The sequence below is a fragment of the Antarctobacter heliothermus genome (assembly GCF_002237555.1).
Lineage (GTDB): Bacteria > Pseudomonadota > Alphaproteobacteria > Rhodobacterales > Rhodobacteraceae > Antarctobacter > Antarctobacter heliothermus_B.
Genome location: NZ_CP022540.1, coordinates 2,950,456 through 2,975,176 on the forward strand (window position 1 = coordinate 2,950,456; position 24,721 = coordinate 2,975,176).

Annotated in this window: 18 protein-coding genes and 1 pseudogene; 10 read left to right on the forward strand and 9 right to left on the reverse strand. The window is 61.2% G+C overall.

Annotated elements, in window-relative coordinates:
- Positions 1 to 73: 73 nt before the first annotated feature.
- The 3 genes from ANTHELSMS3_RS14085 to murI all read left to right on the forward strand — a co-directional run bounded on the left by ANTHELSMS3_RS14085 (position 74) and on the right by murI (position 5,342).
- Complete coding sequence (locus tag ANTHELSMS3_RS14085; RefSeq protein ID WP_094035421.1) at positions 74 to 3,490, forward strand: indolepyruvate ferredoxin oxidoreductase family protein; 3,417 nt, start codon at positions 74 to 76, stop codon at positions 3,488 to 3,490.
- Positions 3,491 to 3,600: 110 nt separating this feature from the next.
- A complete protein-coding gene (locus ANTHELSMS3_RS14090) occupies positions 3,601 to 4,497 on the forward strand; it encodes a lysophospholipid acyltransferase family protein (RefSeq protein WP_094037137.1) in 897 nt (298 codons plus the stop codon).
- A gap of 32 nt (positions 4,498 to 4,529) precedes the next feature.
- Positions 4,530 to 5,342 (forward strand): glutamate racemase, encoded by an 813-nt coding sequence (gene murI / locus ANTHELSMS3_RS14095; RefSeq protein ID WP_094035422.1) that lies wholly within the window; start codon positions 4,530 to 4,532, stop codon positions 5,340 to 5,342.
- A 115-nt stretch (positions 5,343 to 5,457) separates the two neighbouring features.
- On the opposite strand, the gene ANTHELSMS3_RS14100 is transcribed toward murI, so the two are convergent.
- Positions 5,458 to 6,090 carry a hypothetical protein gene (locus ANTHELSMS3_RS14100; protein ID WP_157733514.1) on the reverse strand — a complete coding sequence of 211 codons (633 nt, stop codon included), beginning with the start codon at positions 6,088 to 6,090 and terminating at the stop codon, positions 5,458 to 5,460.
- A 14-nt stretch (positions 6,091 to 6,104) separates the two neighbouring features.
- Positions 6,105 to 6,848: a DUF3592 domain-containing protein gene (locus tag ANTHELSMS3_RS14105; protein ID WP_157733515.1), complete on the reverse strand. Its 744-nt coding sequence runs from the start codon at positions 6,846 to 6,848 to the stop codon at positions 6,105 to 6,107.
- A 238-nt stretch (positions 6,849 to 7,086) separates the two neighbouring features.
- Here ANTHELSMS3_RS14105 and argC point away from each other — a divergent pair, with 238 nt between their 5' ends.
- Entirely contained in the window at positions 7,087 to 8,115 is a 1,029-nt protein-coding gene (gene argC, locus ANTHELSMS3_RS14110) for an N-acetyl-gamma-glutamyl-phosphate reductase (protein WP_094035425.1), read from the forward strand.
- Positions 8,116 to 8,326: 211 nt separating this feature from the next.
- Positions 8,327 to 8,770 (forward strand): cytochrome c maturation protein CcmE, encoded by a 444-nt coding sequence (gene ccmE, locus ANTHELSMS3_RS14115; RefSeq protein ID WP_198319950.1) that lies wholly within the window; start codon positions 8,327 to 8,329, stop codon positions 8,768 to 8,770.
- A 3-nt stretch (positions 8,771 to 8,773) separates the two neighbouring features.
- On the opposite strand, the gene ANTHELSMS3_RS14120 is transcribed toward ccmE, so the two are convergent.
- From ANTHELSMS3_RS14120 to ANTHELSMS3_RS14145, 6 genes are all read right to left on the reverse strand, one after another.
- Positions 8,774 to 10,093: a sensor histidine kinase gene (locus ANTHELSMS3_RS14120; protein WP_094035427.1), complete on the reverse strand. Its 1,320-nt coding sequence runs from the start codon at positions 10,091 to 10,093 to the stop codon at positions 8,774 to 8,776.
- Positions 10,094 to 10,269: 176 nt separating this feature from the next.
- A complete protein-coding gene (eno, locus tag ANTHELSMS3_RS14125) occupies positions 10,270 to 11,544 on the reverse strand; it encodes a phosphopyruvate hydratase (protein ID WP_094035428.1) in 1,275 nt (424 codons plus the stop codon).
- Positions 11,545 to 11,715: 171 nt separating this feature from the next.
- Positions 11,716 to 12,588, reverse strand: coding sequence for a DMT family transporter (locus tag ANTHELSMS3_RS14130; protein WP_094035429.1), 873 nt, complete (start codon positions 12,586 to 12,588; stop codon positions 11,716 to 11,718).
- Between the two features lie 111 nt (positions 12,589 to 12,699).
- Positions 12,700 to 13,659, reverse strand: a complete 960-nt coding sequence (locus ANTHELSMS3_RS14135; protein WP_094035430.1) for a glucokinase — start codon at positions 13,657 to 13,659, stop codon at positions 12,700 to 12,702.
- A gap of 19 nt (positions 13,660 to 13,678) precedes the next feature.
- Complete coding sequence (locus tag ANTHELSMS3_RS14140) at positions 13,679 to 15,001, reverse strand: GH1 family beta-glucosidase (RefSeq protein ID WP_094035431.1); 1,323 nt, start codon at positions 14,999 to 15,001, stop codon at positions 13,679 to 13,681.
- 9 nt (positions 15,002 to 15,010) lie between these two features.
- Complete coding sequence (locus ANTHELSMS3_RS14145) at positions 15,011 to 16,033, reverse strand: substrate-binding domain-containing protein (protein WP_094037138.1); 1,023 nt, start codon at positions 16,031 to 16,033, stop codon at positions 15,011 to 15,013.
- Positions 16,034 to 16,283: 250 nt separating this feature from the next.
- On the opposite strand from ANTHELSMS3_RS14145, the gene ANTHELSMS3_RS14150 reads away from it, so the two are divergent.
- From ANTHELSMS3_RS14150 to ANTHELSMS3_RS14175, 5 genes are all read left to right on the forward strand, one after another.
- Entirely contained in the window at positions 16,284 to 17,549 is a 1,266-nt protein-coding gene (locus tag ANTHELSMS3_RS14150) for an ABC transporter substrate-binding protein (RefSeq protein WP_094035432.1), read from the forward strand.
- Positions 17,550 to 17,642: 93 nt separating this feature from the next.
- The gene (locus ANTHELSMS3_RS14155) at positions 17,643 to 18,662 is read left to right on the forward strand and encodes a carbohydrate ABC transporter permease (protein WP_094035433.1); all 1,020 of its coding nucleotides are present in this window, start codon (positions 17,643 to 17,645) and stop codon (positions 18,660 to 18,662) included.
- A 13-nt stretch (positions 18,663 to 18,675) separates the two neighbouring features.
- Positions 18,676 to 20,010, forward strand: coding sequence for a carbohydrate ABC transporter permease (locus ANTHELSMS3_RS26010; RefSeq protein ID WP_254694744.1), 1,335 nt, complete (start codon positions 18,676 to 18,678; stop codon positions 20,008 to 20,010).
- Positions 20,011 to 20,100: 90 nt separating this feature from the next.
- Positions 20,101 to 21,756, forward strand: a complete 1,656-nt coding sequence (gene bglA / locus ANTHELSMS3_RS14170) for a beta-galactosidase BglA (protein WP_094035434.1) — start codon at positions 20,101 to 20,103, stop codon at positions 21,754 to 21,756.
- 16 nt (positions 21,757 to 21,772) lie between these two features.
- Positions 21,773 to 22,861 (forward strand): ABC transporter ATP-binding protein, encoded by a 1,089-nt coding sequence (locus ANTHELSMS3_RS14175; protein ID WP_094035435.1) that lies wholly within the window; start codon positions 21,773 to 21,775, stop codon positions 22,859 to 22,861.
- 424 nt (positions 22,862 to 23,285) lie between these two features.
- On the opposite strand, the pseudogene ANTHELSMS3_RS14180 reads toward ANTHELSMS3_RS14175, so the two are convergent.
- Positions 23,286 to 24,710: pseudogene (locus ANTHELSMS3_RS14180) on the reverse strand (IS1182 family transposase).
- Between the last annotated feature and the right edge of the window lie 11 nt (positions 24,711 to 24,721).

Sequence of the window (24,721 nt, forward strand, 5' to 3'; positions counted from 1 at the left end):
TGTCTGTTCAGGTCAGTAATTGTGACCTATATTTGCACGCAACTGCATCTATATTAGCGTTGGGAGGCGCGCCATGAGCCAGCATCAGATTTCCCTGAGCGATCGTTTCGATCTGGAAAAGCCGACGGTGCTCTTGAACGGCACGCAGGCGCTTGTGCGTTTGATGTTGTCGCAAAAGGCGCGGGACCGGGCGGCAGGGTTGAACACGGCGGGCTATGTCACCGGCTACCGGGGATCTCCGCTGGGGGCGGTCGACCTGCAGATGCGCCGCGCGGAAAAGCTGTTGCGCAGCTCTGACGTCACCTTTCAGGAGGGCCTGAACGAGGATCTGGCCGCCACCGCGATCTGGGGCAGCCAGCAGGCGGAACTGCGCGGTGAGGGTAAATTCGACGGCGTTTTTGGCCTGTGGTACGGCAAGGGCCCGGGGGTCGACCGTTCGGGTGATGCCATGCGCCACGCCAACATGGCGGGCACCTCGCCCCATGGCGGCGTGCTGATGGCGATGGGGGACGACCATACTGGCGAATCCTCGACAGTGCTGCACCAGTCCGAATGGGCGCTCGTGGATGCCTATATGCCGGTGGTCTCTCCTGCAGGGGTGCAGGAAATCCTGGACTACGGCATTTACGGCTACGCGTTGTCGCGGTTTTCCGGTCTTTGGGTTGGCCTGAAAACCATGAAGGACACGATCGAGGCGACCGCCGTTGTGGATGGTCGTCCGGACCGCGTGCAACTGGTGACGCCAGAGTTTGACATGCCTGAGGGCGGCCTGAACATCCGCCTGGGTGATACGCCCCACGCGCAAGAGACGCGGATGATCGACTACAAACGCTTTGCGGCAGAGGCGTTCAGCCACGCCAACAAGATGGACAAGCGCGTGTGGGGTAAACCCGGTGCCAAAATCGGCTTTGTGGCGGCGGGGAAGAACTGGCTGGATCTGCAACACGCGTTGGCGCTGCTGGGTGTCGATGAGGGAGAGGCAGGGCGGTTGGGCATCACCACCTACAAGATCGGTCAGACCTTTCCACTGGATATGCGGGGCTTTCACGACTGGGCCGAAGGGCTGGATCTGATCGTCATCGTCGAGGAAAAGCGTAAGCTGATCGAGATTCAGGTCAAGGAGGCGCTGTTCGACGACAACCATCGCCGCGTCTACGGCTGGTACAAAGGCGGGGCAGGCGGTCTGCATCGCGAGGAACTGTTCCCGACACGCGGCGCGCTGGATCCCACATGGATTGCGCAAAAGCTGGGCGATATCCTGATCGAGGAAGGGCGCGGCACCGACCGCATCAAGGCCGGGCTGACCCAGATCGCCGAGGCTGCGCGCGCCGACAACCTGCCAGAGATCGCGGCACGCCTGCCGTACTTCTGCGCCGGGTGCCCGCACAACTCGTCCACCAAGGTGCCAGAGGGCAGCCGCGCCTATGCCGGGATCGGCTGTCACTACATGGTGCAGTGGATGGACCGCGAGACCACCGGCTTTACCCATATGGGGGCCGAAGGCGCAAACTGGATCGGTGAGGCACCGTTTTCCAAGCGGCGCCATGTGTTCCAGAATCTTGGCGACGGCACCTACAACCACTCAGGTGTGCAGGCGATCCGCGCCGCGCTCGCCGCAGGCACCAACATCACCTACAAGATCCTGTTCAACGACGCCGTTGCCATGACCGGTGGCCAGCCGAATGAGGGCGGCCTGACCCCGCAACGTATCGCGGCCGAGGTCAAGGCGATGGGTGTGCAGCACATGACCGTTGTCTACGATGAAAAAGAGGATGTGGACAAAGCGGCATTCCCTGCCGGTGTGCCGCTGGTCGAGCGGGCCGAGATGGACCGCATCCAGCGTGAGATGTCGGAGAAAGAGGGCGTGTCTGCCATCATCTATGTCCAGACCTGCGCCGCTGAAAAACGCCGCCGCCGCAAGCGCGGGACATTCCCGGACCCTGATCAACGCGTCTTTATCAATACCGATGTCTGCGAAGGTTGCGGCGATTGCGGGGTGCAGTCGAACTGTGTCGCTATCGTACCCGAAGAGACCGAACTGGGCCGCAAGCGTGCCATCGATCAAAGCGCCTGCAACAAGGATTTCTCTTGCCTCAAGGGCTTTTGCCCGTCCTTCGTCACGCTGAAGGGCGCGCAGGTGAAAAAGTCCCCGACCACGGCGCTGGAATTGCCGGACCTGCCGATGCCGCAGTTGCCCACGATTGACGGCACCCATAACATCGTCATCACCGGCGTTGGCGGCACCGGCGTCGTGACCATCGGCGCGGTTCTGGCGCAAGCGGCGCAGATTGACGGCAAAGGCGCCGGTATGATGGAAATGGCGGGCCTTGCGCAAAAGGGAGGCGCTGTTCACATCCACCTGCGACTGGCCGAACAGCCCGAAGACATTTCGGCCGTTCGTGTGGCAACCGGTGAGGCGCACGCGCTGATCGGCGGTGATCTGGTGGTCTCTGCCGGGTCCAAGACTTTGGGTCTGACCAGTACGGGCCGCACCGGCGGGGTGGTCAACAGCCATGAGATCATCACCGGCGACTTTACACGCAATACCGAATTTACCTTGCCGACCGACCAGTTGCGCCTCGCGCTGGAGGCGCGGTTGCAGGGCCGGGTGGCCTTCTTCGATGCCTCGGATCTGGCGCGGGTGACGCTGGGGGATTCAATCTTTTCGAACATGATGATCCTTGGCGCGGCCTGGCAGCAGGGGCTGATCCCGCTGTCGCATCTGGCGATCCTGCAGGCCGTCGACCTGAACGGCGCGGCGGTGGACCGCAACAAGCGCGCGTTCGAGATCGGTCGCTGGGCGGTGACCCATCCTGCTGACGCCCAAACGCTACTGACGCCCAATGTCGTATCGTTGCCCAAGACCGTGGAAGAGCGGATTGCCTATCGCGCCGAACACCTGATTGCTTATCAGGGCAAGGGGCTGGCCAAACGTTATCGCAAGATGGTGGACGGGATCACGGACCCGTCGCTGAAAGAGGCGGTGGCCAAAAGCTATCACAAGCTGTTGGCCTACAAGGACGAATATGAGGTGGCGCGCCTGTTGCTGGACACTCGCGACAAGGCGGCACAGACCTTTGACGGTGATTTCGAGATGTCGTTTCACCTTGCGCCACCGATCCTGTCAAAGACCGGTAGCGACGGCCGCCCGGTGAAGAAACGCTTTGGCGAGGGCATGTTGCGCTGGTTCCGCTTGCTGGCTCGGATGAAAGGGTTGCGAGGTACGCCGTTCGACCCGTTTGGCCGGACAGAGGAACGCCGGATGGAGCGCGCGCTGATCGCCCAGTATGAGGCTGACATGGCGGAATGGCTGCCCAAGGCGCGCCCCGAGACGATGGAGGCGCTGCTGGCGCTGGCCGAACTGCCGTTGCAAATTCGTGGTTTTGGTCCGGTCAAGGCCGCTAATGAGGCCAAGGCCGCCAAACGGCGCGAAGAGTTGCTTTCTGTTCTGCGTCAGGGTGGTTCGCCCCTCAAAGAGGCCGCCGAGTAGGGGGCGCGGCGATCCCGGTCACGAAAGCTTCATGAAGACGTCACAAAATCTGGTCAGAACGGGCGAACCGCAGTAAAATGCTCGAAAGTTCCAGGAAGGATTCAATGCAGATGCCCAATCGGCGTCATATTGCCCGTGACATCTCATACAGCTATTCGGCCAGCACTCGCGGCGGCCGCGCCATGATCAGGCTGATGGAAAACGCCACTGGGCGTTTCGGCCTGATCAAGCGTGCCAAGGGCTATGAAGAAGAAGTGGCCAGAGGCCGCGATTTCTGGGAAGTGATCGTCGAGCGTTACGGTCTGGGTCTGGATGTGATCGGCGGATCGCTGGATAACATCCCCAAGGACGGCCCGCTGATCGTGATTGCCAACCATCCCTACGGCATCCTGGATGGATTGATCATGGGGCACATTCTGTCGGTTGTTCGGGGCGATTTCCGCATCTTGGCCAATAGTGTGTTCCGCAAGGCCGAAGAACTGAACAAGATCATCCTGCCGGTCAATTTCGATGAGTCCAAAGAGGCGATGCAGCAGAACATCGCTACGCGTAAAGAGGCGATGAGCTATCTGGGCGAGGGCGGATGCATCGGTATCTTTCCCGGCGGCACCGTCGCCACGGCTGAACGCCCCTTTGGCAAGCCGATGGATCCGGGCTGGCGGACCTTTACCGCCCGGCTGATCGCCAAGTCCAATGCGACAGTGGTGCCGATCTACTTTGACGGGCACACCTCGCGGCTGTTTCAGCTGGCCAGTCATCTGCACACCACGCTGCGCATGGGCCTGTTGATCAAGGAATTCCGCAAACGGGTCGATACGCCGGTCCGGGTCAGCATCGGCGCGCCGATCCCGCGTGCGGACATCGACGCGCGCGCAAAAGACGCGCGGGCGATGATGGATTTCCTGCGCAAAGCGACGTATGAGCTGTCTCCGACTCCCCTGACGTCTTACGACTACGGGTTCGAGTTCGAAGAGAGGCACAGGGACAAGCTGAAGGCGCGCCACTGACAGACGCGCCACAGGGTTTGAGCGGGGCGCAGATGGCAGTGGGTATCTTTGACAGTGGTCTTGGCGGGCTGACGGTTCTCGACGCGGTGTCGAAACGTTTGCCGGACGTGCCGTTTGTCTATTTCGGCGACAACAAACATGCACCTTATGGGGTGCGGGATGCGGATGATGTCTACAACCTGACCTGTGCAGCGGTGGAACGGCTGTGGGGTGCGGGCTGTGACCTCGTGATCCTTGCCTGCAACACCGCAAGTGCGGCGGCGCTGCGGCGGATGCAGGAAAGCTGGATCCCGCAGGACAAGCGTGTGCTGGGCGTGTTTGTGCCATTGATCGAGGCCCTGACCGAACGGCAGTGGGGCGACAACAGCCCCCCGCGAGAGGTGGCCGTCAAACATGTGGCGCTGTTTGCGACGCCTGCCACGGTGCGCAGCCGCGCCTTTCAACGTGAACTGGCCTTTCGCGCCATCGGCGTCGACGTCGAGGCGCAGGCCTGTGGCGGTTTGGTGGATGCCATCGAAGAGGGCGACATGATCCTCGCTGAGGCGTTGGTACGCAGCCATGTGGACGCGCTGAAACGCAAGATGCCAGAGCCAGAGGCGGCCATCCTTGGCTGTACGCATTATCCGCTGATGCAGGAAATCTTTCAGGACGCGCTGGGGCCGCAGGTGACGGTCTATTCGCAGGCCAATCTGGTGGCCGATGCGCTGGCAGACTACCTTGTACGGCATCCCGGCATGTTGGGCAGTGGCGGCGAAAGCGGCTTTTTGACCACCGGAAATCCGCTGAAGGTGTCGCAGCACGCAACGCAATTCTTGCGCCATAAGATCAGCTTTGACGCCGCCTGATCTGGTTCGGCCCGGATTGATTTTTGCGGGCGATTGGCCTATATTCAAGGACGAAGGAGATCAGACCATGTCTATGAACGGACCACTTCCCCCGATCGTCTGACCCGATGTCCGCCTAGGCATTGGGCCAAATGTCTTGCCGTGGCGGCAACGCACTCACGACCTTGCTGTAGATCGGTTGCGCCTCTGGTGCGGTTTCCATCGCCTGTGACAGGCGTTGGTAGTCGGCCTGCACTTTCTCACCCAAGGCCACCAACGTATCCAGCGCCTGCTTCTTGCGCTCTGAACTAAGGGCTGCAAACTCTGCCGTGGCAAGGTGGGCGTAGTAGCCGTGAAATAGCTGCGAATTGTCAAAAAACCTGTCGCAGGCCACCATCAGTTCGATCTCCAGCCGCCGCCGCACGCCGCGATAGTCGGCAAATGTGGGGTCGGGGGCCTCTGGCGGCACAAAGGGGCGATAGTCCGAAGGACCGGAATCGATCTGGTCCTTGAGGGCGGTGATGCGGCGTGTGTCGATGATGCCCGCCACGCTGCGGTCGTCAAAATCGGCATGGATCAGGATGTCGACCAGAACCTCTTCAAGATGCTCTTGCCGATCGTCATTGTCGCGCCGTCTTTGCCGCCAATCCGCCATGGTTTGCAGGACGATCTTGCTCAGCCAACCCAGAACACCCACCAGAGAGGTGATCGCCAGCAAAAGTAGCGCGCCGGTGATACTGCGGGTGTCGCCCGCAAACAGCGATTGCAACCACGTCACCCCGTTCAGCCCCGCGCCCCGGGGCGTTCACCCACGTCACCGGACCACCAGGCGCGTTTGATGCCCTGGTAGACGGTGATCTTGTCCCCCGCCCGAAAGCCGTTCAGCTGTTCTTCCTTGTAGGCAAGGCTTTCGCCGGACCGCCCGCTGTGCTCTTCCCATGTCAGGCGATATCGGTAGCGGTTGTTGACACGGTAATTGGTCGCCTTGGTTCCGGTGACAGTTGCAGTCTCCCGCGCGCCATAGCGCCGCGCGCGCACCGCGGCGACCGCCTTGCGGGCCGGAAACCACATCGCCACCAGTGCCGCGATGCCAAAGACCAGCGCGATCCACTGTGTAATCACCGAAGCTGTCCGGTTTTCGCCGCGGCTGACCTCGATCCGGTCGGGTTCGCTTTCCAGATACCAGATGGGAATGCGCGTGTTGATGGCTGTCTTGTGATAGATGCCAGAACCAACAGATCGGTTCAGCTCTACCGGCAGGTTCCGGTTGGTTTCGAATTGCAGCACAAAGTAGTAGGTGACTTCGCGGTCGCCATCGCTGTCGGTGGTGACGGTCTGGTACTTGTCCAGAACCAATGCCTCTGCCTCCCGTCCCTCGGTGTCAAAGCGGTGCGCAAGGTTCAGCGAAAAGGTGCTGAACAGCGTCAAAAAACCAAGAAACGCGAGAAAGATAAGCGTTATCCAGCCGCCCATCCGCCAGAAGAGCCGTAAGAGGGGAACGGGTTTGTCGTCTGCCACCTTTGCCATGGCGGCATATTGGCGAGGACGAACCCGGCGATCAAGCAAAAGCCCGTATGTATTCCGCATTGATCGCAACAAACTGGCCCGCTATATCAAGGGCAAAGGAGCCTGTTCATGTTCGCGTATCCCGCCTTGCGCCTGCGACGATGATCCATCCGCTGCCCGGTGACGGGCGGCCGCTCTTGCTTTGCCATCAATAACCGCGCCCGCGGTGCTCCGCGCGCCATCCCTTGCAGGTGATCCCATGACCCATTCCATCGCCATCATCGGCGCCTCCGGCTATACCGGGGCCGAGCTGATCCGGCTGATTGCCACCCATCCGTCATTTGAAATCAAGGCCTTGGCCGCCAACTCCAAGGCGGGGCAGAGCCTTGCACAGGTCTTTCCCCATCTGCGACACCTAGATCTGCCCGATTTGGTGACGTGGGAGCAGATCGACTTTTCGCAAATCGACCTGTGTTTTTGCGCCCTCCCACACAAGACCAGCCAAGAGGTGATCTCGCAACTGCCGAAAACGGTGAAGATCGTCGATCTTTCGGCGGATTTCCGGCTACGCGACCCGGCGGACTACGAAAAATGGTACGGCAACCCGCATGCGGCGGTCGAGACCCAGAAAGAGGCGGTCTATGGCTTGACCGAGTTCTACCGGGACGACATCCGCGCGGCTCGGCTGGTGGCCGGGACCGGATGCAACGCGGCGACGGGGCAGTATATCCTGCGTCCTTTGATCAGCGGTGGGGTGATTGATCTGGACGAGATCATCCTTGACCTGCAATGCGGGGTTAGCGGGGCAGGGCGGTCGCTCAAGGAAAACCTGCTGCACGCGGAATTGAGCGAGGGCACCAACGCCTATGCGGTCGGCAGCACCCACCGCCATCTGGGTGAGTTCGATCAGGAGTTTTCGGCCCTAGCGGGGCGTCCGGTGCAGATCCAGTTTACCCCGCACCTTGGCCCGTTCAATCGTGGCATTCTGGCCACCGGCTATCTGCGTGGTGATCCCCAGGCGGTTCACGCGGCGCTGGTTACCGCCTATGCGGATGAGCCTTTCATCCAGGTGTTGCCGTTTGGCGAGACGCCCTCGACCCACCATGTGCGGGGATCGAATTTCTGCCACATCGGCGTGGCCGGAGACCGGCGTCCGGGGCGGGCGTTGGTGGTGGCCGCGTTGGACAACCTGACCAAGGGCAGCTCTGGCCAAGCCTTGCAGAACGCCAATCTGATGCTGGGTGAGAATGAAACCGCCGGTTTGATGCTGGCGCCCTGTTTCCCCTGATCCAGCTGCGCGCGAAGGTCGATTTGCGCTCTGGTGACGCAAACTATCAGGGGGCGATGCCCCCTGAACACCCCGCCGGGCGTCTGCAATCCAAGGACGACCCAGCAAAGCCGGGGCGCGGCAAATTGCGCAGCCCCCTCCCCAAGGCGCGCGGCTGGGTCTATATTGCTGCGGTAGCTTGTCGGCGCACTGAAAGAGGTCCTCCATGGCGATGAAATCCCTCAAGAAACAACGCCGAATCCAGATCATTGCTTTGGCGGTCGTGGCTTTGACTGTTTCGACGGTTTTGATTGCGACTGCGATGCGGGACGGGATCAACTTTTTTCGCTCCCCCAGCCAGGTTATGGAAGAGCCGCCTTCACCGGCAGAGGTGTTCCGCATTGGCGGATTGGTCGAAGAGGGGACATTGATCCGGGGAGACGGTGAACAGATCCGCTTTAGCGTGACCGATGGCGGCGCGACGGTGCCGGTGATCTATACTGGCGTGCTGCCGGACCTGTTCGAAGAAAATCAGGGCATGGTCGGCACCGGGCGCTATGTCGATGGCGTGTTCGAGGCGTCCGAGATCTTGGCGAAACACGATGAGACTTACATGCCCAAAGAGGTGGTCGATGCGCTGAAAGCGCAGGGTATCTATCAGGACCCCGACAGCTAGGCGCTAGATGTCGTTGTCCCGCGCCTCAGCAAGGAACAGCACCACCCGCAGTCCACCGCCCGCGCCGTGTTCCAGTTTCAGTCCGCCCCCGGATTGGCGCGTGAATCCTGCCACGGCGGACAGTCCCAGCCCGCGGCCCTCGTTTGGTGGTTTGGTCGAGTAGAACGGCTCTGCCAACAGGGCAAGAGCCTCGTCACTGACGCCCGGGCCGTCATCCTCAAGGATCAGTGCGACATAGGGCGGTGACGTGTCAGGCGGTGGATCAAGATCGCCGGCGGTGGCGCGCCGTTCCGCGCGAATGCGGAACTGGCCCGATCCGGATGTGGCCTCTTGCGCGTTCAGGCCCAGTTGCATCACGGAGGCGCGCAACGCATAGCTGTCCACCCGCACCACCAATGAGTCTGCGGGCGGCACGACCTCTACCGTCATGTCGGATTTCAGAACATCCGTCAGCGCCTCTCCCAGATCAAACAGGGCGCTGTTCAGCGGCAGGTCCGACGGCATCAGCCGTGTCCGTCCGCTGGTGGCCAGAAGGTGTCGCACGGTTTGCGCCGCACGCGCCGCCGCTGTGCGGCTTTCACGGATCGCTGCGGCGCGGTCATCCGGGTTTTCCAGCGTCTCAAACAGGTCGAGGTTGCCAAGGATCACCGTCAGGTCGTTGTTGAATTCATGCGCCACGCCACCGACAAACTGACTCAACGTGCGCGCCTTTTCCGCCGCCGCCGTCCGTTGTCGCGCCGCGCGCAACTCTGTCTGGAGTTTCCAGCCAGAAATCTGCGAACCGATGTAGTAGCCCAGCACCGCCAATGCCATGAACCCTACGGTGAAAATCTCAAGTCCGCTTTGCAGCCGGGGGATCAGGATCAGCACAAGGGCAAGCGCCAGAACAGCGATCATGCAGCAATCGACGACGACCAGCCCAAGTTCCCGGTACGGACGCTGTAGCGTGTAGAGCGCCAGACCAACCAGACCCACGGCTCCGGTAAAGGACAGACTGGGCGAGAAATCCGCCGCCAATAGATAGAGCGGCATGGACATGAAACAGAGGCCGGAAAAGCCATAGACCGTCAGTGCGGCCATGTAGCGAAGCTGCGCATGACCTGTCCCGGATCGAACGAGCAACACCGCCAGACCGCTTTCCAGCAGCGCATAAAGCACGCCCCAGGCAAGGGCATGGTGACCCTCCATGTTCAGAGCCAAAACCGCGATGGCCACCAGCATGATGCCATAGCGCACGACCGTCTCTCCGAACGCGCCATATTCCGCCCGCCGTATAGCGGCAAGTCTGGTTGCGAAACTGTCGTGAGGCAGGGTCCGGGCCATTTGTTTGGGTGTAGCCTTTTGCGACGGCTGCACAGGAAGCCGACCGATACATAATACACGCGTCAAGTTACGGGTTTTCAGGCAGGCCGTCACTTGGATTGCCAAACGTCTACCCAAAAGTATAGAACCGCCCCAGAATAAGGGCGGTTCCTGCAACGTGTTGAAACTAAAAGGAGTTAGCGTAGGATGGATTTGCCCGCATAGGTTGCGGTGTCTTCCAGCATCTCTTCGATTCGGATCAATTGATTGTACTTTGCCAACCGGTCGGAACGGGCCAAAGAGCCGGTCTTGATCTGTCCGCAATTGGTGGCAACGGCGAGGTCCGCAATGGTCGCATCCTCGGTTTCGCCAGAGCGGTGGGACATGACGTTGGTCATGCGGGCGCGATGGGCCATTTCCACCGCTTGCAGCGTTTCGGTCAGGGTGCCGATCTGGTTGACCTTGACCAGCATCGAGTTGGCACAGCCTTTCTCGATCCCCATGGCAAGGCGTGCAGGATTGGTCACGAACAGGTCGTCGCCCACCAGTTGCACTTTGCCGCCAATTTTGTCGGTCAGCAGTTTCCAGCCTTCCCAGTCGTCCTCGGAACAGCCGTCCTCAACCGAAATGATCGGGTAGTCGGCACAGAGCGCGGCAAGATAGTCGACGTTTTCAGCGATGCTGAGCGATTTGCCTTCGCCCTTCATCTCATACTTGCCGTCCTTGAAGTATTCGGTCGCGGCGCAGTCGAGGGCCAGATAGATATCTTCACCCGGCTTGTAGCCAGCCTTTTCGATGGACTTCAGGATAAAATCCAACGCGTCGCGGGTGGATTTCAGTTCGGGGGCAAAGCCGCCTTCATCGCCAAGGCCGGTGGACATGCCCGCCGCCGACAGTTCGCCCTTCAGGGTGTGGAAAACTTCAGAGCCCATGCGGACCGCTTCGCGGATGTTCTGTGCCGCGACCGGCATGATCATGAATTCCTGAATGTCGATCGGGTTGTCGGCGTGTTCGCCGCCGTTGATGATGTTCATCATCGGCACGGGCAGAGTGCGCGCCGAGGTGCCGCCGATGTAGCGGAACAACGGTTGTTGGGTGAAATCCGCGGCGGCATGGGCCACGGCCAAACTAACGCCCAAAATGGCGTTGGCCCCCAGACGGCCCTTGTTCTCTGTGCCGTCGAGTTCAATCATGGCAAGGTCGATGGCAACCTGTTCGGTGGCGTCAAAGCCAAGGATCGCCTCGGCGATCTCACCGTTGACGGCGGCGACGGCCTCCAGCACGCCCTTGCCCTTGTAGCGGGCCTTGTCGCCATCGCGCTTTTCAACGGCCTCATGCACGCCGGTGGATGCGCCCGAGGGCACAGCGGCGCGGCCGACAGAGCCGTCCTCAAGCGTGACGTCGACCTCGACGGTGGGGTTGCCGCGGCTGTCAAGGATCTCGCGCGCGTGAATATCGATGATGGTGCTCATGGGTTTTGTCCCTCGGGGCTGTAGGTCCTGGCCATCTCTTAGCAGCAGCGGAGGGAAAGTAAACGTGACCGATAGCGCTAACGACGCTTTGTGGGCGAAGGTTGCGCTATCAGCGCAGCGGGCTGGATGCCGACGGGCCTGCTGCCAGCCCGGCGGTGCTGCCGCATGGCATCAGGCCAGCGCACCCGCCCGTGCCAGTCGTCTTTCACGCACAAAGGTATATAGCCCTGCCGCAAGGATCAGCGCCGATCCGGCGATGGTCCAGAAATCGGGGCGGTCGCCAAAGATCACCACGCCCAGCCCGGCGGTGAACACCAGCCGTGTATAGCGAAAGGGGGCCACGATGGATGCGGGCGCCATCCGCATCGCCTTGGTGATCGCCAAGTAACCGGACGTTGTCACCACCACGGCCCCGAGGATCGGCCAGATCGCCTCTGCGCCAAAGTTGGAGGCGGCCGACCCCGTGACCCAAAGTGCGATCCCGGGCAACATCGTCACCGCAAATCCCCAGGTCGAAATGGCTAGCGCCGGGACCTCGGGCGGCGAAAGGCGCGTGACCAGATCGCGCGCGGACAAACCTGCAATCCCCATGACCGCAAACAGCTCCCACCCCGAGAAACCCGCGCCGAACGGGCGAATGACCATCAGCATTCCGACAATGCCAACCGCCACTGCCATCCAGCGACGCCAGCCCACCTGCTCTTTCAGGAACAGTGCTGCCCCCAGCGTGACGATGAGCGGTCCGGCCTGAAGGACTGCCGCAAAGACGGGCAGCGGCACATACTTCAGGCCAAAAACCAGCCCAATGGCACCGATGATCTCAAAGAAATTGCGCAGCAGGATCATCGGATGCAATGCCGCGCGTGTCCAAAGGCGAACCCGCATGATCTGTGCGAGGCCAATGAACAGGATGGTGCCGCCAAGGCCGACCAGCGTCAGAACCTGCCCGACGGGCGCAGCCATAGTGGCCAGTTTGAAAAACACATCCGTACCGGCAAGCAGCGCCATTGAAAGGATCATCAGGGAGATGGCGCGCAGGATCATGCGAGCGCCTGAACAGGGCAGGTCATCAGGTCGGCTTTCGGTGATTGTCGGGTCCGAAGGGGTATCGCCTGCCGTCCGGGTGCGGGCAAGCGGAAAGGGCCTGTCGGTGCTTTACCGCGCCGTCAGTTCCGCCAGATGCGCGGCACATCCCCGAAGCGCCGCGTAGTCGTCGGTGACCAGATCCACAGGGAATTGCGTCATGTAGGCGTTGAACCGACCCTTGTCGGCAAATGCCCCGGCAAAGCCAAGCGTGCGCAGGTGCGGCCCAATATGCCGGACGACGCCACCCACAAGGAAGATTCCGCCAAAGGGCAGGGTGGTCAGGGCCAGATCGCCGGTGTAGCGCCCTAGAATCTGGACAAACAGGCGCGCGGCGCGCTGCGCGCGTGGCTGACCTGTCTCGAACCCGGTCATGACCTCAGCGGCGGACAGCGGAACCCCGACGCCTTCATCGTGGCAAACCCAAGCATACAACCGTTCAAGGCCGCGTCCCGACAGCACGTCCTCGACCCCCGGCTGACCATGATGCTCTGCGATCCAGTCAATCAGGCGCAGCTCTTCGGCGGTGCGGGCCAGCAACGAAATATGGCCTGCCTCTGCCGGGGGGACCATGGTGCGGCCTGCTTGGGTGTAGACGGGCACCGCGTTTAAGCCAGTGCCGACATTGACCACCAGCCGAACCGCGTCTTTGGCTGCCGTGCGACCGGTCAGCACGGGCGATAGGCTGTCATGACCAAGGTGCGCCACCGCAAATCCCTGTGCCTGCAGGTCGTTCAGGACCGCGACCCGCGCCGCGCCGGTTTCGGCCCGCAGGGACGCGGCGTCGACCGTCCAGTCAAGGTTGGTCAGCGTCCCAACCCCGTCATGGACCGGGCCGGCCATGTCGACGCAGACTGATGCGGGCGTCACCTGCTGCGCGCCCAGATAGTCGCCAAGGATCGGGCCGATGCCCGTGTTCTCGGCATTGCGGTACCGTTGGATCGTGTCTTCAAGGATTTTGCCATCGCGGCTAAGGGCGACTCGCGTGTTGGTGCCGCCGATGTCGGCGACAACAGAAAGTTCTTGAGTCATGGCGGCGGCCTTTCGGAGATCAGGACTTCAGGGCGTGGGCGAGCGCGTGATACGATGCCTTGGGCGTGCGTACCAGCGTGTCAAAGTCCACATGGACCAGCCCAAAGCGTTTTTCGTACCCCAAGGCCCATTCGTAATTGTCCAGCAGCGACCAGATGAAATAGCCATTCAGTGGCACGCCCTCTGCGATGGCCCGTTTGACGCTGTCCAGATGGGCGTCCAGATAGGCGCTGCGGTCCGGGTCATCGACGTTGGTCCCGGTGAGAAGGTCGGGCGAGGCCATGCCGTTTTCGGTCACGAATAATGGCAGGTCGCCGGTATACTCGCGCGCGGTGCGGGTCAAAAAATTGTACAGCCCGTCGGGAAAGATCTCCCAATCCATAAAGGTCTTGGGTAGTGGGCCTTCGACGTCGCGATAGTCGGGCCAGGGCTGACCGGCGGGCGCAATCAGCTTGCGGGTGTAGTAATTCAGCCCGCACCAGTCCAGCGGTGCCTGAATGGTGGGGAAATCGTCCTGCCAGCCGGTGGGCAGGTGCGGCTCCAACCCCTCCAGCGCCAGTGCCGGGTATTCACCCTTGAAGACACCGCCAAGAAACCAGCGATTGTAGATCGCGTCATAGCGGTCGGCCGCCTTGCGCGCCTCGGCGCTGTCGTCCGCCGGGTCGGCCCATTCAAAGTTGAAGACACCACCAAGGTTGCCCATGCCCAGACCGCGCATCGTCTCTATCGCGCGGCCATGTGCCAGCAGGACATGATGCATGGCCCGGGCGGCGGCGCGGATGTCGCGCAGGCCGGGGGCGTGATGGCCCTCAAAGTGGCTGAGCCAAGCGACGCACCAGGGCTCATTGATCGGGGCGACTGAGAACATCCGGTCGCCGATGCGGGACATGACGACCTCTGTGTAATCGGCGAACCATTCGGCGATGTCGCGGTTGCGCCAGCCGCCCATGTCCAGCAGAGGCGAAGGCAGTTCCCAGTGGTACAACGTGGCGCATGGCTTGATCCCGCGGTCCAGCATGGCATCGGTCAGTCGGTCGTAGAAATCCAGACCCTCAGCGTTGACCGGACCGCGCCCCTCGGGCATCACCCGCGCCCAGCTTAGCGAAAAGCGGTAGCAGTCGAACCCGGCGGTGGACACAAGGTCCAGATCTTCCTCGTATCGGTGATAATGATCGCAGGCGCGCGCGCCGTTTTCGAACCGGACCACATTGCCGGGTGTTGCGGCGAAATCATCCCATTGGGTGCGACCCGCGCCGCCAAAGCCGTGACCCTCGATCTGGTAGCTGGATGTGGCGGTCCCAAAGAGGAAATCCTTGGGAAAATCAGAGCGCTTGTGTCGCATGGATAACCCTTATTGCGCGGGGCCGGTGGAACTGCCGATAATCAGTTCGGCTTCCATCAGCTGTGTCAGGTGCGGGGAGCCGGGATTGCGGATCAGGTGCAGCAGCATTTCCGCCGCCTTGGCTCCGGCGCTGCGGACAGAGGACCGTGTGGCGGTAAAGATCGGTACGTCGTGGCCGTTCTTGAGATAGCCAAGATCGTCGTCATGGGTGATCACGGAGACGTCGCGACCCATCTGCAACCCGGCCTCGTGGATGGCGCGGCGCACTCCAATGGCGGTGATCATCGAGGACACCAGAAAGGCGGTCGGGGGGGCAGAATCGCGCAGCATGTCGCGGGCGCTGCGATAGCCGAAGACTTCAGTCATTTCGTCAGACCGCATCAACGTCGGGTCGGCGGCGATGCCACGGTCGGTCAGGGCACTGACATAGGATTCGCGGCGACGAAAGGCGAAGTCCATGAACTCCAGCCCATTGATCAGCGCGATGCGGCGATGGCCAAGGTCCAGTAGGAAATCAGTGGCCCGCCGGAACGCGCGACTGTTGTTGGTGTCCAGCCAAGAGTAGGGCAGGGTCACATCGGATGCGCGGCCATGTACGACAAAGGGCAGGCCCAACTCGCTCAACAGCGGGATTCGGTCGTCGGCCATACGCGGCCCGTGCACGATGATTCCGTCGACATTGCCGCGACTGCGGATAGAGCGGTAAGCCTGCTCTTGCTCCGTGTCGCGGACTAGGCTGATGACAACCTCATAGCCCTCCTTGGCGTAGGTTTGACCCGCTCCGGCAATAAAATCGCCGAAGATCGGGTTCACCATCTCATGCTGGTCGCTGATCGGCAGCACATGGCCAATCGCATGCGCGCGCCCGGTGGCCAGTCCCTTGGCCCGGGAGTTCGGGCTGTAGTTCAGCGATTTTGCCGCCTGCAACACCCGTTCCCGGGTCTTTTCGCTGACCTCGGGAAAGCCGTTCAGCGCGCGGCTGACGGTGGTCTGGGACAGGTTGAGGTGTTGTGAGAGTTGCTTGAGGTTCATGAGGTCCATATCGTCCAAAGCGCTTCGAATTTGTCAAGAGGCGAGGGAAATCTAATCTCTGGGTCAAGATAGCCGTCTAGCTGCGTCGCAGCATTTGTTTTGTTGGCTTGGATGGGCTGAAATGTTGACAGATTTGGGCGAGTCGGGAATAGTGCGAACATTCAAAGCGCTTTGAAGTGACGTCAGATTGACAGGCGCAGGCTGGCTGAAATGACCCGCGTGGGATGGTGCGGGATTGGGAGGATCACAAATGAAGTCATCGTTTTACCTGAGCGTCGCGGCCCTGGCGTTGAGCGCGGGCATCGCCCACGCTGAAAAACTGACTGTCTTCGGTCCGTGGCTTGGCCCGGACCAGGAAGCCGTCCAGACCGTGTTGAGCGCCTTTGCAGAGCAGTCCGGCCATGATGTGTCCTACGTCGGCTCTGACAGCTTTGAGCAGCAGATCGTCGTCGACGCCGAGGCCGGTTCGGCCCCACATGTTGCCGTCTTTCCGCAGCCGGGGTTGGCGTCCGACATGGCGTCGCGGGGTTTCCTGACACCTCTCAAGGATGGCACCGCCGATTGGATCCGCGAAAATTATGCGGCGGGCGATAGCTGGGTCAGTCTGGGGTCCTATGCGGACGCGGGTGGGGCGGAAAAGCTGTTTGGTTTTTTCTACAAGGTCGATGTGAAATCGCTGGTCTGGTACAGCCCCGAGAACTTTGAGGACTTTGGATACGACGTCCCGACCACCATGGAAGAGCTCAAGGCGCTTGAGGCGCAGATGATCGAGGACGGTGAGACGCCTTGGTGTATCGGTCTGGGATCGGGTGGGGCGACCGGTTGGCCAGCAACCGACTGGGTCGAGGACATGATGCTGCGCACCCAGTCGCCAGAGGTTTATGACCAGTGGGTCGCCAATGAAATCCCCTTTGACGATCCCGCCGTCGTCGGCGCAATCGAGGCATTCGGCGCGTTCATCGAGGACGGCAAGGTGGCGGGTGGCCGTGGCGCGGTGGCCTCGACCGATTTCCGTGACAGCCCCAAGGGTCTGTTCGATGCGCCGCCGCAGTGCATGATGCATCATCAGGCGTCGTTCATTCCGGCCTTCTTCCCCGAAGGCACCGAGGTCGGTCTGGACGCTGATTTCTTCTATTTCCCCGCCTACGAGGGCAAGGATCTGGGCCAGCCAGTTCTGGGGGCAGGGACGCTCTGGGCGATTACCAACGAAAATCAGGCAGCCCATGATCTGATCGCCTTTTTGCAAACCAGCGAGGCGCATGAAATCTGGATGGAACTGGGCGGTTTCCTGACCCCGCTCAAAACCGTGGATACCTCCAAGTTTTCGGATGAGCCCACGGCCAAGATGAACGGCATTTTGCTGGACGCCACGACCTTTCGGTTTGATGGGTCCGACCTGATGCCCGGCGGCGTCGGAGCGGGCAGCTTTTGGACCGGCATGGTGGATTATGCGGGCGGCAAACCCGCCGCCGATGTGGCCAAGGCGATCCAGAACAGCTGGGATGCGCTGAAGTAAACCCGTACTCGGGAACACGGGCTGTCCCGCCTTCGCGGGGCAGATATCGGGTCAAGTGGCCACAACAGCAGCATAATTTGGGGGTAGAGCGCCATGCATCCGGCATTGCAGGGGCTTTTGACAATCGTGATCGGCGTGGGGGCCTGCCTGAGCTATTTCTGGGCCTCGAACCAGTTCCTCGACCGTGTGCTGTTTCCGGCCAAAGGCCCCAACGCCGGGCGCAACATCAACCGCGCCAACATGATCCGGCCCTGGCTGTTTCTGTTCCCCGCGCTGTTCGCGCTGTCGCTGTATCTGGCCTACCCGGTGTTCGAGACCATCCGCCTGTCGCTGACGGACCGGGTGACCCAGCCGGATGGGACGACGGTTTATCACTTCGTGGGACTGGGCAACTACATCCAGATGTCCGGCGATCCCAAGTTTTGGGAGGCGCTGTGGAACAATATGCTTTGGCTGATCGTGGTGCCGGCCCTGTCCACCGCCTTTGGCCTGATGGCGGCGCAACTGACGGATCGCATAACCTGGGGCAATGTGGCGAAATCGCTGATCTTTATGCCGATGGCGATCTCCTTTGTCGGTGCTGCGGTGATCTGGAAACTGATCTATGACGCCCGCCCTCCCGATGCCGCACAGATCGGGGTGCTCAACGCAGTTTATGTGTCGCTGACCGGCAATGACCCGCAGCAATGGCTGACGGTGCCGTTCTGGAACAGCTTTTTGCTGATGGTGGTGCTGGTCTGGATTCAGACTGGGTTCGCCATGGTGATCCTGTCAGCGGCGCTGCGCGGCATCCCCGAGGAAACCATCGAGGCGGCGATCGTCGATGGTGCCAACCCGTTTCAGATTTTCTTCAAGATCAAGGTGCCGCAGATCATGCCAACCATCATGCTGGTCTGGACGACGATCACGCTGGTGGTGCTCAAGATCTTTGACATCGTCTTTGCCATGACCAACGGCCAATGGGGCACGCAGGTGCTGGCCAACTACATGTTCAACCAGCTGTTTGTGACGCGCGACTGGGGCGTCGGATCGGCCTCGGCCATGGTGATCATGCTGCTGGTCACGCCGATCCTTGTCTGGAACGTGCGGCAGGCCCGCAAGGAAATGCGCTGAGAGAGGCGACGACATGGACAACATCGCAGGCCATAAATCCTCACTCACATGGGCGGTTCACATCTCGGTCGTTCTGTTGGTGGCGCTCTGGCTGTTTCCAACCGTGGGGCTGTTCGTGTCGTCCTTTCGGACGGCGGACCAGATTGCCAGCTCTGGCTGGTGGAACGCCATGTTCCCCACGGAGCAAAGCCTGACATTGCGCACCGCCGACCCGGACGCGCAGGTGCAGCAGGACGGCGTTTATGTGATCGAGGGCAATCTGTTTGCCGTCGAAGGGCGTGATCCCGCGCCGATCTCGACCTTTGGCATCTCATCGCGCGATGTGTCGGCATTTCAGCCGGGCGACACCGCAGAATTGCGCGACGGCAGCGCGCTCACCCTTCAGGCTAACGGCGACTACCGTCTGGTGAGCGCTGAAGAGATCACTGGCACTCGTGGCAGCCGCGTCTTTGTCAGCGCTGAAATCCCGCCAGAATTCACCCTGCGCAACTATGACACCGTTCTAGGTCAAGACGTGGTGCAACGCCTGCTGATGTTTGTCGGTGCGGGTCTGGTGCTGTGGGGCGTTGCGCGCTTTGTGCTGTCATCGCAACCGCCCGTCGTTGCGCAGGCACTGCCTGTTGTGGCGGGTCTGGCGCTAATGGCGGCGCTTGCTGTCGGGTTTGGCCTGTCCAGCGGTGCGGCCGAGGGCGCGCAGACCACGGATGATATGGCGCGCGCCTTTCTTAGCACGCTGACGGTGACGATCCCCGCCACCATCATCCCGATCGTCGTCGCGGCCTTTGCCGCCTATGCGCTGGCGTGGATGGATTTTCCGGGCCGCGCGCTGCTGATCGCCTTTGTCGTCGGGCTGCTGGTGGTGCCGCTGCAACTGGCCCTGATCCCGCTGCTCAAGCTGCACCTGAGCATGGGTATCGGCAAGGGCTACCTTGGTGTCTGGTTGGCGCACACCGGGTTTGGTTTGCCGCTGGCGGTGTACTTGCTGCGCAACTACATGGTGGGGTTGCCGCGCGACATCATTGAAAACGCCCGCGTCGACGGTGCGACGGAATTCCAGATCTTTACCAAGATCATCCTGCCGCTGTCCTTTCCCGCGCTGGCCAGCTTTGCGATTTTCCAGTTTCTGTGGACGTGGAACGACCTGCTGGTGGCCAAGGTGTTCCTGATCGACGCCTCCGGGCAGACGACCGTGATGACCAACCAAATCGTCGAGCTGCTGGGCACCCGTGGCGGCAACTGGGAAATCCTTGCCACGGCGGCCTTTGTGTCGATCGCAGTGCCGCTGGTCGTCTTTTTCGCAATGCAACGATACCTCGTGCGCGGCCTGTTGGCCGGCTCGGTGAAATGACAACGCGCCCCGGGCCTGAATCCGGGGCCTCTGACAACGGGCACGGGGGCAATGGGTCCCGGGTCAGGCCCGGGACGGGAAACGGACCTCATGAACGTGATTGAAAAGGCAAAGCCAGGACTCACCGCTGACAAGGATTGGTGGCGCGGCGCGGTGATCTATCAGATCTATCCCCGCAGCTATCAGGACAGCAACGGCGATGGCGTCGGCGACCTGAACGGCATCACCGCGCGGCTGCCCTATGTGGCCAGCCTTGGGGTCGACGCCATCTGGATCTCCCCCTTCTTCACCTCGCCGATGAAGGACTTCGGCTATGACGTCAGCGATTATTGCGACGTTGACCCGATGTTCGGCACCCTGTCGGATTGCGACGTTCTGGTGGACACGGCGCACAAGCTGGGTGTGCGGGTGATGATCGACCAGGTGCTGTCGCATACATCGGATCAGCACCCTTGGTTCGTTGAGAGTCGCGCAAATCGCGACAACCCCAAGGCCGACTGGTACGTCTGGGCCGACCCCAAGCCGGACGGCACACCGCCGACAAACTGGTTGTCAATCTTTGGCGGCTCTGCCTGGCAATGGGATGCGCGACGCGAGCAGTATTACATGCACAACTTCCTGACGTCGCAACCGGATCTGAACTTTCACAACCCCGAGGTTCAGAACGCCCTGCTGGACAGCGTGCGGTTTTGGCTGGACCGGGGGGTGGACGGATTCCGGCTGGACACCATCAACTTCTACTTCCATGACCAGCAGTTGCGCGACAACCCGCCTTTGCCGATAGATCAGCGCGATGCCTCCATTGCGCCGCGCGTGAACCCCTACAATCACCAGTTGCATCTCTACGACAAGAACCAGCCAGAGAACCTGGCCTTTCTGGAACGCTTTCGCGCGCTACTGGACGAATACCCCGACACAACCGCCGTGGGTGAGGTAGGCGATGCCCAAAGTGGGCTAGAGATCATGGGGCAGTACACCTCGGGCAATGATCGCGTCCACATGTGCTATTCCTTCGAATTCCTGTCGGGCGATCAACCCGATGCGGCACGCATTGCCGATGTCATGGGCCGGGTGGATGACGTGGTCACAGACGGTTGGGCTTGCTGGGCCTTTTCCAACCATGACGTGATGCGCCATGCCTCGCGCTGGGATCTGACGCCCTCTGCGCAAAAGGCCTTTGCCACGTTGATGATGTGCCTGCGTGGCTCTGTCTGCCTGTATCAGGGGGAGGAGTTGGGCCTGCCGGAGGCCGATGTGCCCTTTGAGGATCTGCAAGATCCCTACGGGATCGAATTCTGGCCCGAGTTCAAGGGCCGCGACGGCTGTCGCACGCCCATGGTTTGGGAGCCGTCCAACCAGAATGGCGGCTTTTCCGAAGCGACCCCGTGGCTGCCGGTCAGCCACGCGCATCTGCCTTTGGCAGTCGCGGCGCAGGAACAGGATCCGGGCGCGCTGTTGCACCACTATCGCAAGGCGATCCATTTCCGGCGGGCGTATCCGGCGCTGGTCAAGGGCAGCCATGACCGGGTGAAATCCACCGGGACCATCGTGCATTTCACCCGCAGTTTTGAAGGAGAAGATGTCTTTGTTGCGGTCAACCTCAGCGGTGAGCCGGCGGTGATGGACATGCCTGCCGGTGACTGGCTGCAGATCGGGCAGGAGCTGGGCAGCGCCCATGCGGCCCCCGATGGCAAGTTGCACCTTGGACCATGGCAGCCCGCGCTGGCGCGGCGCGCGAACACTTAAATAAGGGGGAGCGGGCATGGCCACTCTGAAACTGACCGATGTCGAAAAGACCTATGGCGGTGCCGTTCAGGTGCTGCGCGACATCAATCTGGACATCGCACAGGGTGAGTTGATTGTCTTTGTCGGACCGTCGGGCTGTGGCAAGTCCACGCTGTTGCGGATGATCGCCGGGCTGGAAAAGATCACTGGCGGCACACTGGAAATCGACGGGCAGGAGGTCAACGACGTGCCGCCCGCGCAACGTGGCATCGCGATGGTGTTCCAGAGCTACGCTTTGTACCCGCACATGACGGTGCGTGAGAACATGAGTTTTGCGCTCAAGCTGGCCAAGAAATCCCCGGCCGAGATCGAAGAGGCGGTGAACCGGGCGGCGACGATGCTGCAACTGGACCCTTACCTTGATCGTCTGCCCAAGGCGCTGTCCGGCGGACAGCGACAGCGGGTGGCGATCGGGCGGTCGATTGTGCGGGACCCCAAAGTGTATCTGTTCGATGAGCCGTTGTCGAACCTTGACGCCGCGCTGCGCGTGGCGACACGGATCGAGATTGCCCAGCTGAAGGAGCAGATGCCAGACCGGACCATGATTTATGTCACCCACGATCAGGTCGAGGCGATGACGTTGGCGACCCGCATCGTGGTGCTGGCGAACAAGGGGATCGCGCAGGTGGGCGCGCCGCTGGAACTGTACGAGCGGCCCAACAGCGAATTTGTGGCGCAGTTTATCGGCTCTCCGGCGATGAACCTGCTTCCGGGCGAGGTGATCGCCACGGGGCCGCGGACGACCGTCAAACTGGAGGGCGGTGGCACGGCCTTGTCCGACTATCCGACCAGCGGGGCGGACATGGGATTGAGGGTCAACGTGGGCGTCCGGCCAGAGGATTTTGTCGCCGCCGAGGGGGAGGCGGTGTTCTCCGGCACGGTCAATATTATCGAGGCTTTGGGAGAGGTCACGCTGCTGTATTTCGAGGCCCAGCAGGGAGGCGATCCGGTGATCGCCAAGCTGCCCGGCATTCACCATGAAATGCGGGGCAAGACGGTCTCTTTGGGGGCCGCGCCGGAGAAGGTGCATCTGTTCGCCGATGGGGTGTCGCTGTTGTATCGGTGAGGGTGTCCACGCGTGGACAGAACTCGGGGTGTGAAAAATCAAGGGGTTACAGAGGCGATTTAATCTTTTGTTTGGAAAGAGCGGTCCGAAAGGGCTGCTCTTTTTCGACAGAAGTGTGGGAAGATGGCCCTTTTTGCAGCCTGCCACAGCCTTGGACAAGGCGGGCCTATCTGGGGGCTGCTGATTGATCAGATCATAGGGCGCGCGATTGGGCCACCCGTCTGGAAAACTGCATGTGATGGCACGAAGCACAACTCTCGTGCCGATTGTTCAAATGGCTGTCGGATAGGGTGTTATCGGGCGGATTTTGTTGAAAAAGTCGGCCTGAGAACGTGTTTTGGGCTGCCCTCATCCTCGAGTGTCACCGTTTGGTTCGGGCAATCGCCCGTCGCGCCGCCTTTTGGCGTTTATCTGGCCGCTTAGATCATGCCGCGGCCTCCGAGTTGGCGCACTGCTGCCGCAGCTTCGCGAGTTTTCGGAGGTTCTGGGCGATGGCGGCGAGCAGGAATTCGTCCTTGGCGCCATTGGGGCCGCGCAGGCGTAGCCGGTTTAGGCCGAGGATGCGCTTCAGATGGGCGAAGAGCATCTCTACTTTCTTCCGCTTGTCTCGGGATACCTTGTAGGCCTTGGTCTTGCGGCATTCGCGGGCGAACTCGCGTGCTTCCTCGTGGGGTTCTCGGGTGACGTATCGGGCCTCCGCTTTCGGGCAGCAGATTTCTTTGGATGGACAGGCTTGGCATGTCGCCTTCAAGGCACGATATTTCTTCCGCCCTCCGGTGTCCTGCCCCCGGTTCGGATCGGAGTAGTTCCGGCGATATTGCTTGAGGGCGTGACCCTCGGGGCAGATGTATTGATCATTCGCCTCGTCCCATTCGAAGTCGGACCTGGACCAGGTGCCATCGGTCCGCTCTGATTTGTCGATGACAGGGATGAAGGGGATGATGCTGCGCTTCTCGACCAGCCATCCAAGGTTCTCGGCATTGCCGTAGGCGGTGTCCACTGCCCGGCAGTGCATCGCGCAGCGATGTCACGAGAGGGGCAGTCAGCCAATCCGGTCTGATCCCGAACCGTTTCTCGGTTCTGTCGAGCATCGTGCGCGACGCCCCAACCTCAGCCTGCCGGATTGCCCGTGTCGCCTCAACATCCATGATGACCGAGCTCTTGGTGTCGATCAGGTAGTTGGTCGCATAGGCAAAATACGGGCGGCTTTCCTAGGCGCGGGTCCATTGCGCAGCCGGATCGGACCTGGTCACGACTTCGGCTGGACCGGTGATGCGGCTCCGAAGGCGGCATCGTCGAGTGTTTCCAGATATTCGCGTGCCGCCCGGTTTCCGGCCTCGCGCGCGACCTCCGGGCTCCAGTCTTCGGCCGCAATAGACCGGACCTTATTGGCGTCAGCCGGGATCAGGCTTGCGTCGACGGCCAATCCTTCACCCGCGACCAGATCCTCTCTCAGGCAGCGTTCGACAGTTGCCTCGAATACCTTCCGGAGCAGATCACTGTCACGGAACTTGCCATGACGATACCGGGAAAAGGTCGAATGATCCGGCACCTTCCCTTCCAGACCCAAACGGCAAAACCAGCGGTATGCAAGGTTCAGATGGACCTCATCGCAAAGGCGCCGCTCTGAACGGATTCCCATGACATAACCGATGACCAGCATCCGGATGATCAGCTCAGGATCGATCGAGGGACGCCCCATGTGGCTGTAGAACGGGCGCACGACTTCCCGCATGCCATCCACGTCGAGGAACCGGTCGATCTCGCGAAGCATATGACCGGAAGGAACATGACGCTCCAGATCGAAGACATAGAACAACTGTGCCGGTGCCGTTTGGATGCCCATCATGACGAAATCCT

What these genes read in the sequence shown, in the direction of transcription:
- ANTHELSMS3_RS14105 (WP_157733515.1), bottom strand. Translation starts at nt 6,848, where the DNA reads ATGGCAAAGGTGGCAGACGACAAACCCGTTCCCCTCTTACGGCTCTTC.
- ANTHELSMS3_RS14145 (WP_094037138.1), bottom strand. Translation starts at nt 16,033, where the DNA reads ATGAACCTCAAGCAACTCTCACAACACCTCAACCTGTCCCAGACCACC.
- bglA (WP_094035434.1), top strand. Translation starts at nt 20,101, where the DNA reads ATGAACGTGATTGAAAAGGCAAAGCCAGGACTCACCGCTGACAAGGAT.
- ANTHELSMS3_RS14130 (WP_094035429.1), bottom strand. Translation starts at nt 12,588, where the DNA reads ATGATCCTGCGCGCCATCTCCCTGATGATCCTTTCAATGGCGCTGCTT.
- ANTHELSMS3_RS14140 (WP_094035431.1), bottom strand. Translation starts at nt 15,001, where the DNA reads ATGCGACACAAGCGCTCTGATTTTCCCAAGGATTTCCTCTTTGGGACC.
- ccmE (WP_198319950.1), top strand. Translation starts at nt 8,327, where the DNA reads ATGAAATCCCTCAAGAAACAACGCCGAATCCAGATCATTGCTTTGGCG.
- ANTHELSMS3_RS14155 (WP_094035433.1), top strand. Translation starts at nt 17,643, where the DNA reads ATGCATCCGGCATTGCAGGGGCTTTTGACAATCGTGATCGGCGTGGGG.
- ANTHELSMS3_RS14150 (WP_094035432.1), top strand. Translation starts at nt 16,284, where the DNA reads ATGAAGTCATCGTTTTACCTGAGCGTCGCGGCCCTGGCGTTGAGCGCG.
- argC (WP_094035425.1), top strand. Translation starts at nt 7,087, where the DNA reads ATGACCCATTCCATCGCCATCATCGGCGCCTCCGGCTATACCGGGGCC.
- ANTHELSMS3_RS14120 (WP_094035427.1), bottom strand. Translation starts at nt 10,093, where the DNA reads ATGGCCCGGACCCTGCCTCACGACAGTTTCGCAACCAGACTTGCCGCT.
- ANTHELSMS3_RS14085 (WP_094035421.1), top strand. Translation starts at nt 74, where the DNA reads ATGAGCCAGCATCAGATTTCCCTGAGCGATCGTTTCGATCTGGAAAAG.
- ANTHELSMS3_RS14135 (WP_094035430.1), bottom strand. Translation starts at nt 13,659, where the DNA reads ATGACTCAAGAACTTTCTGTTGTCGCCGACATCGGCGGCACCAACACG.
- ANTHELSMS3_RS14175 (WP_094035435.1), top strand. Translation starts at nt 21,773, where the DNA reads ATGGCCACTCTGAAACTGACCGATGTCGAAAAGACCTATGGCGGTGCC.
- ANTHELSMS3_RS14090 (WP_094037137.1), top strand. Translation starts at nt 3,601, where the DNA reads ATGCCCAATCGGCGTCATATTGCCCGTGACATCTCATACAGCTATTCG.
- murI (WP_094035422.1), top strand. Translation starts at nt 4,530, where the DNA reads ATGGCAGTGGGTATCTTTGACAGTGGTCTTGGCGGGCTGACGGTTCTC.
- ANTHELSMS3_RS26010 (WP_254694744.1), top strand. Translation starts at nt 18,676, where the DNA reads ATGGACAACATCGCAGGCCATAAATCCTCACTCACATGGGCGGTTCAC.
- eno (WP_094035428.1), bottom strand. Translation starts at nt 11,544, where the DNA reads ATGAGCACCATCATCGATATTCACGCGCGCGAGATCCTTGACAGCCGC.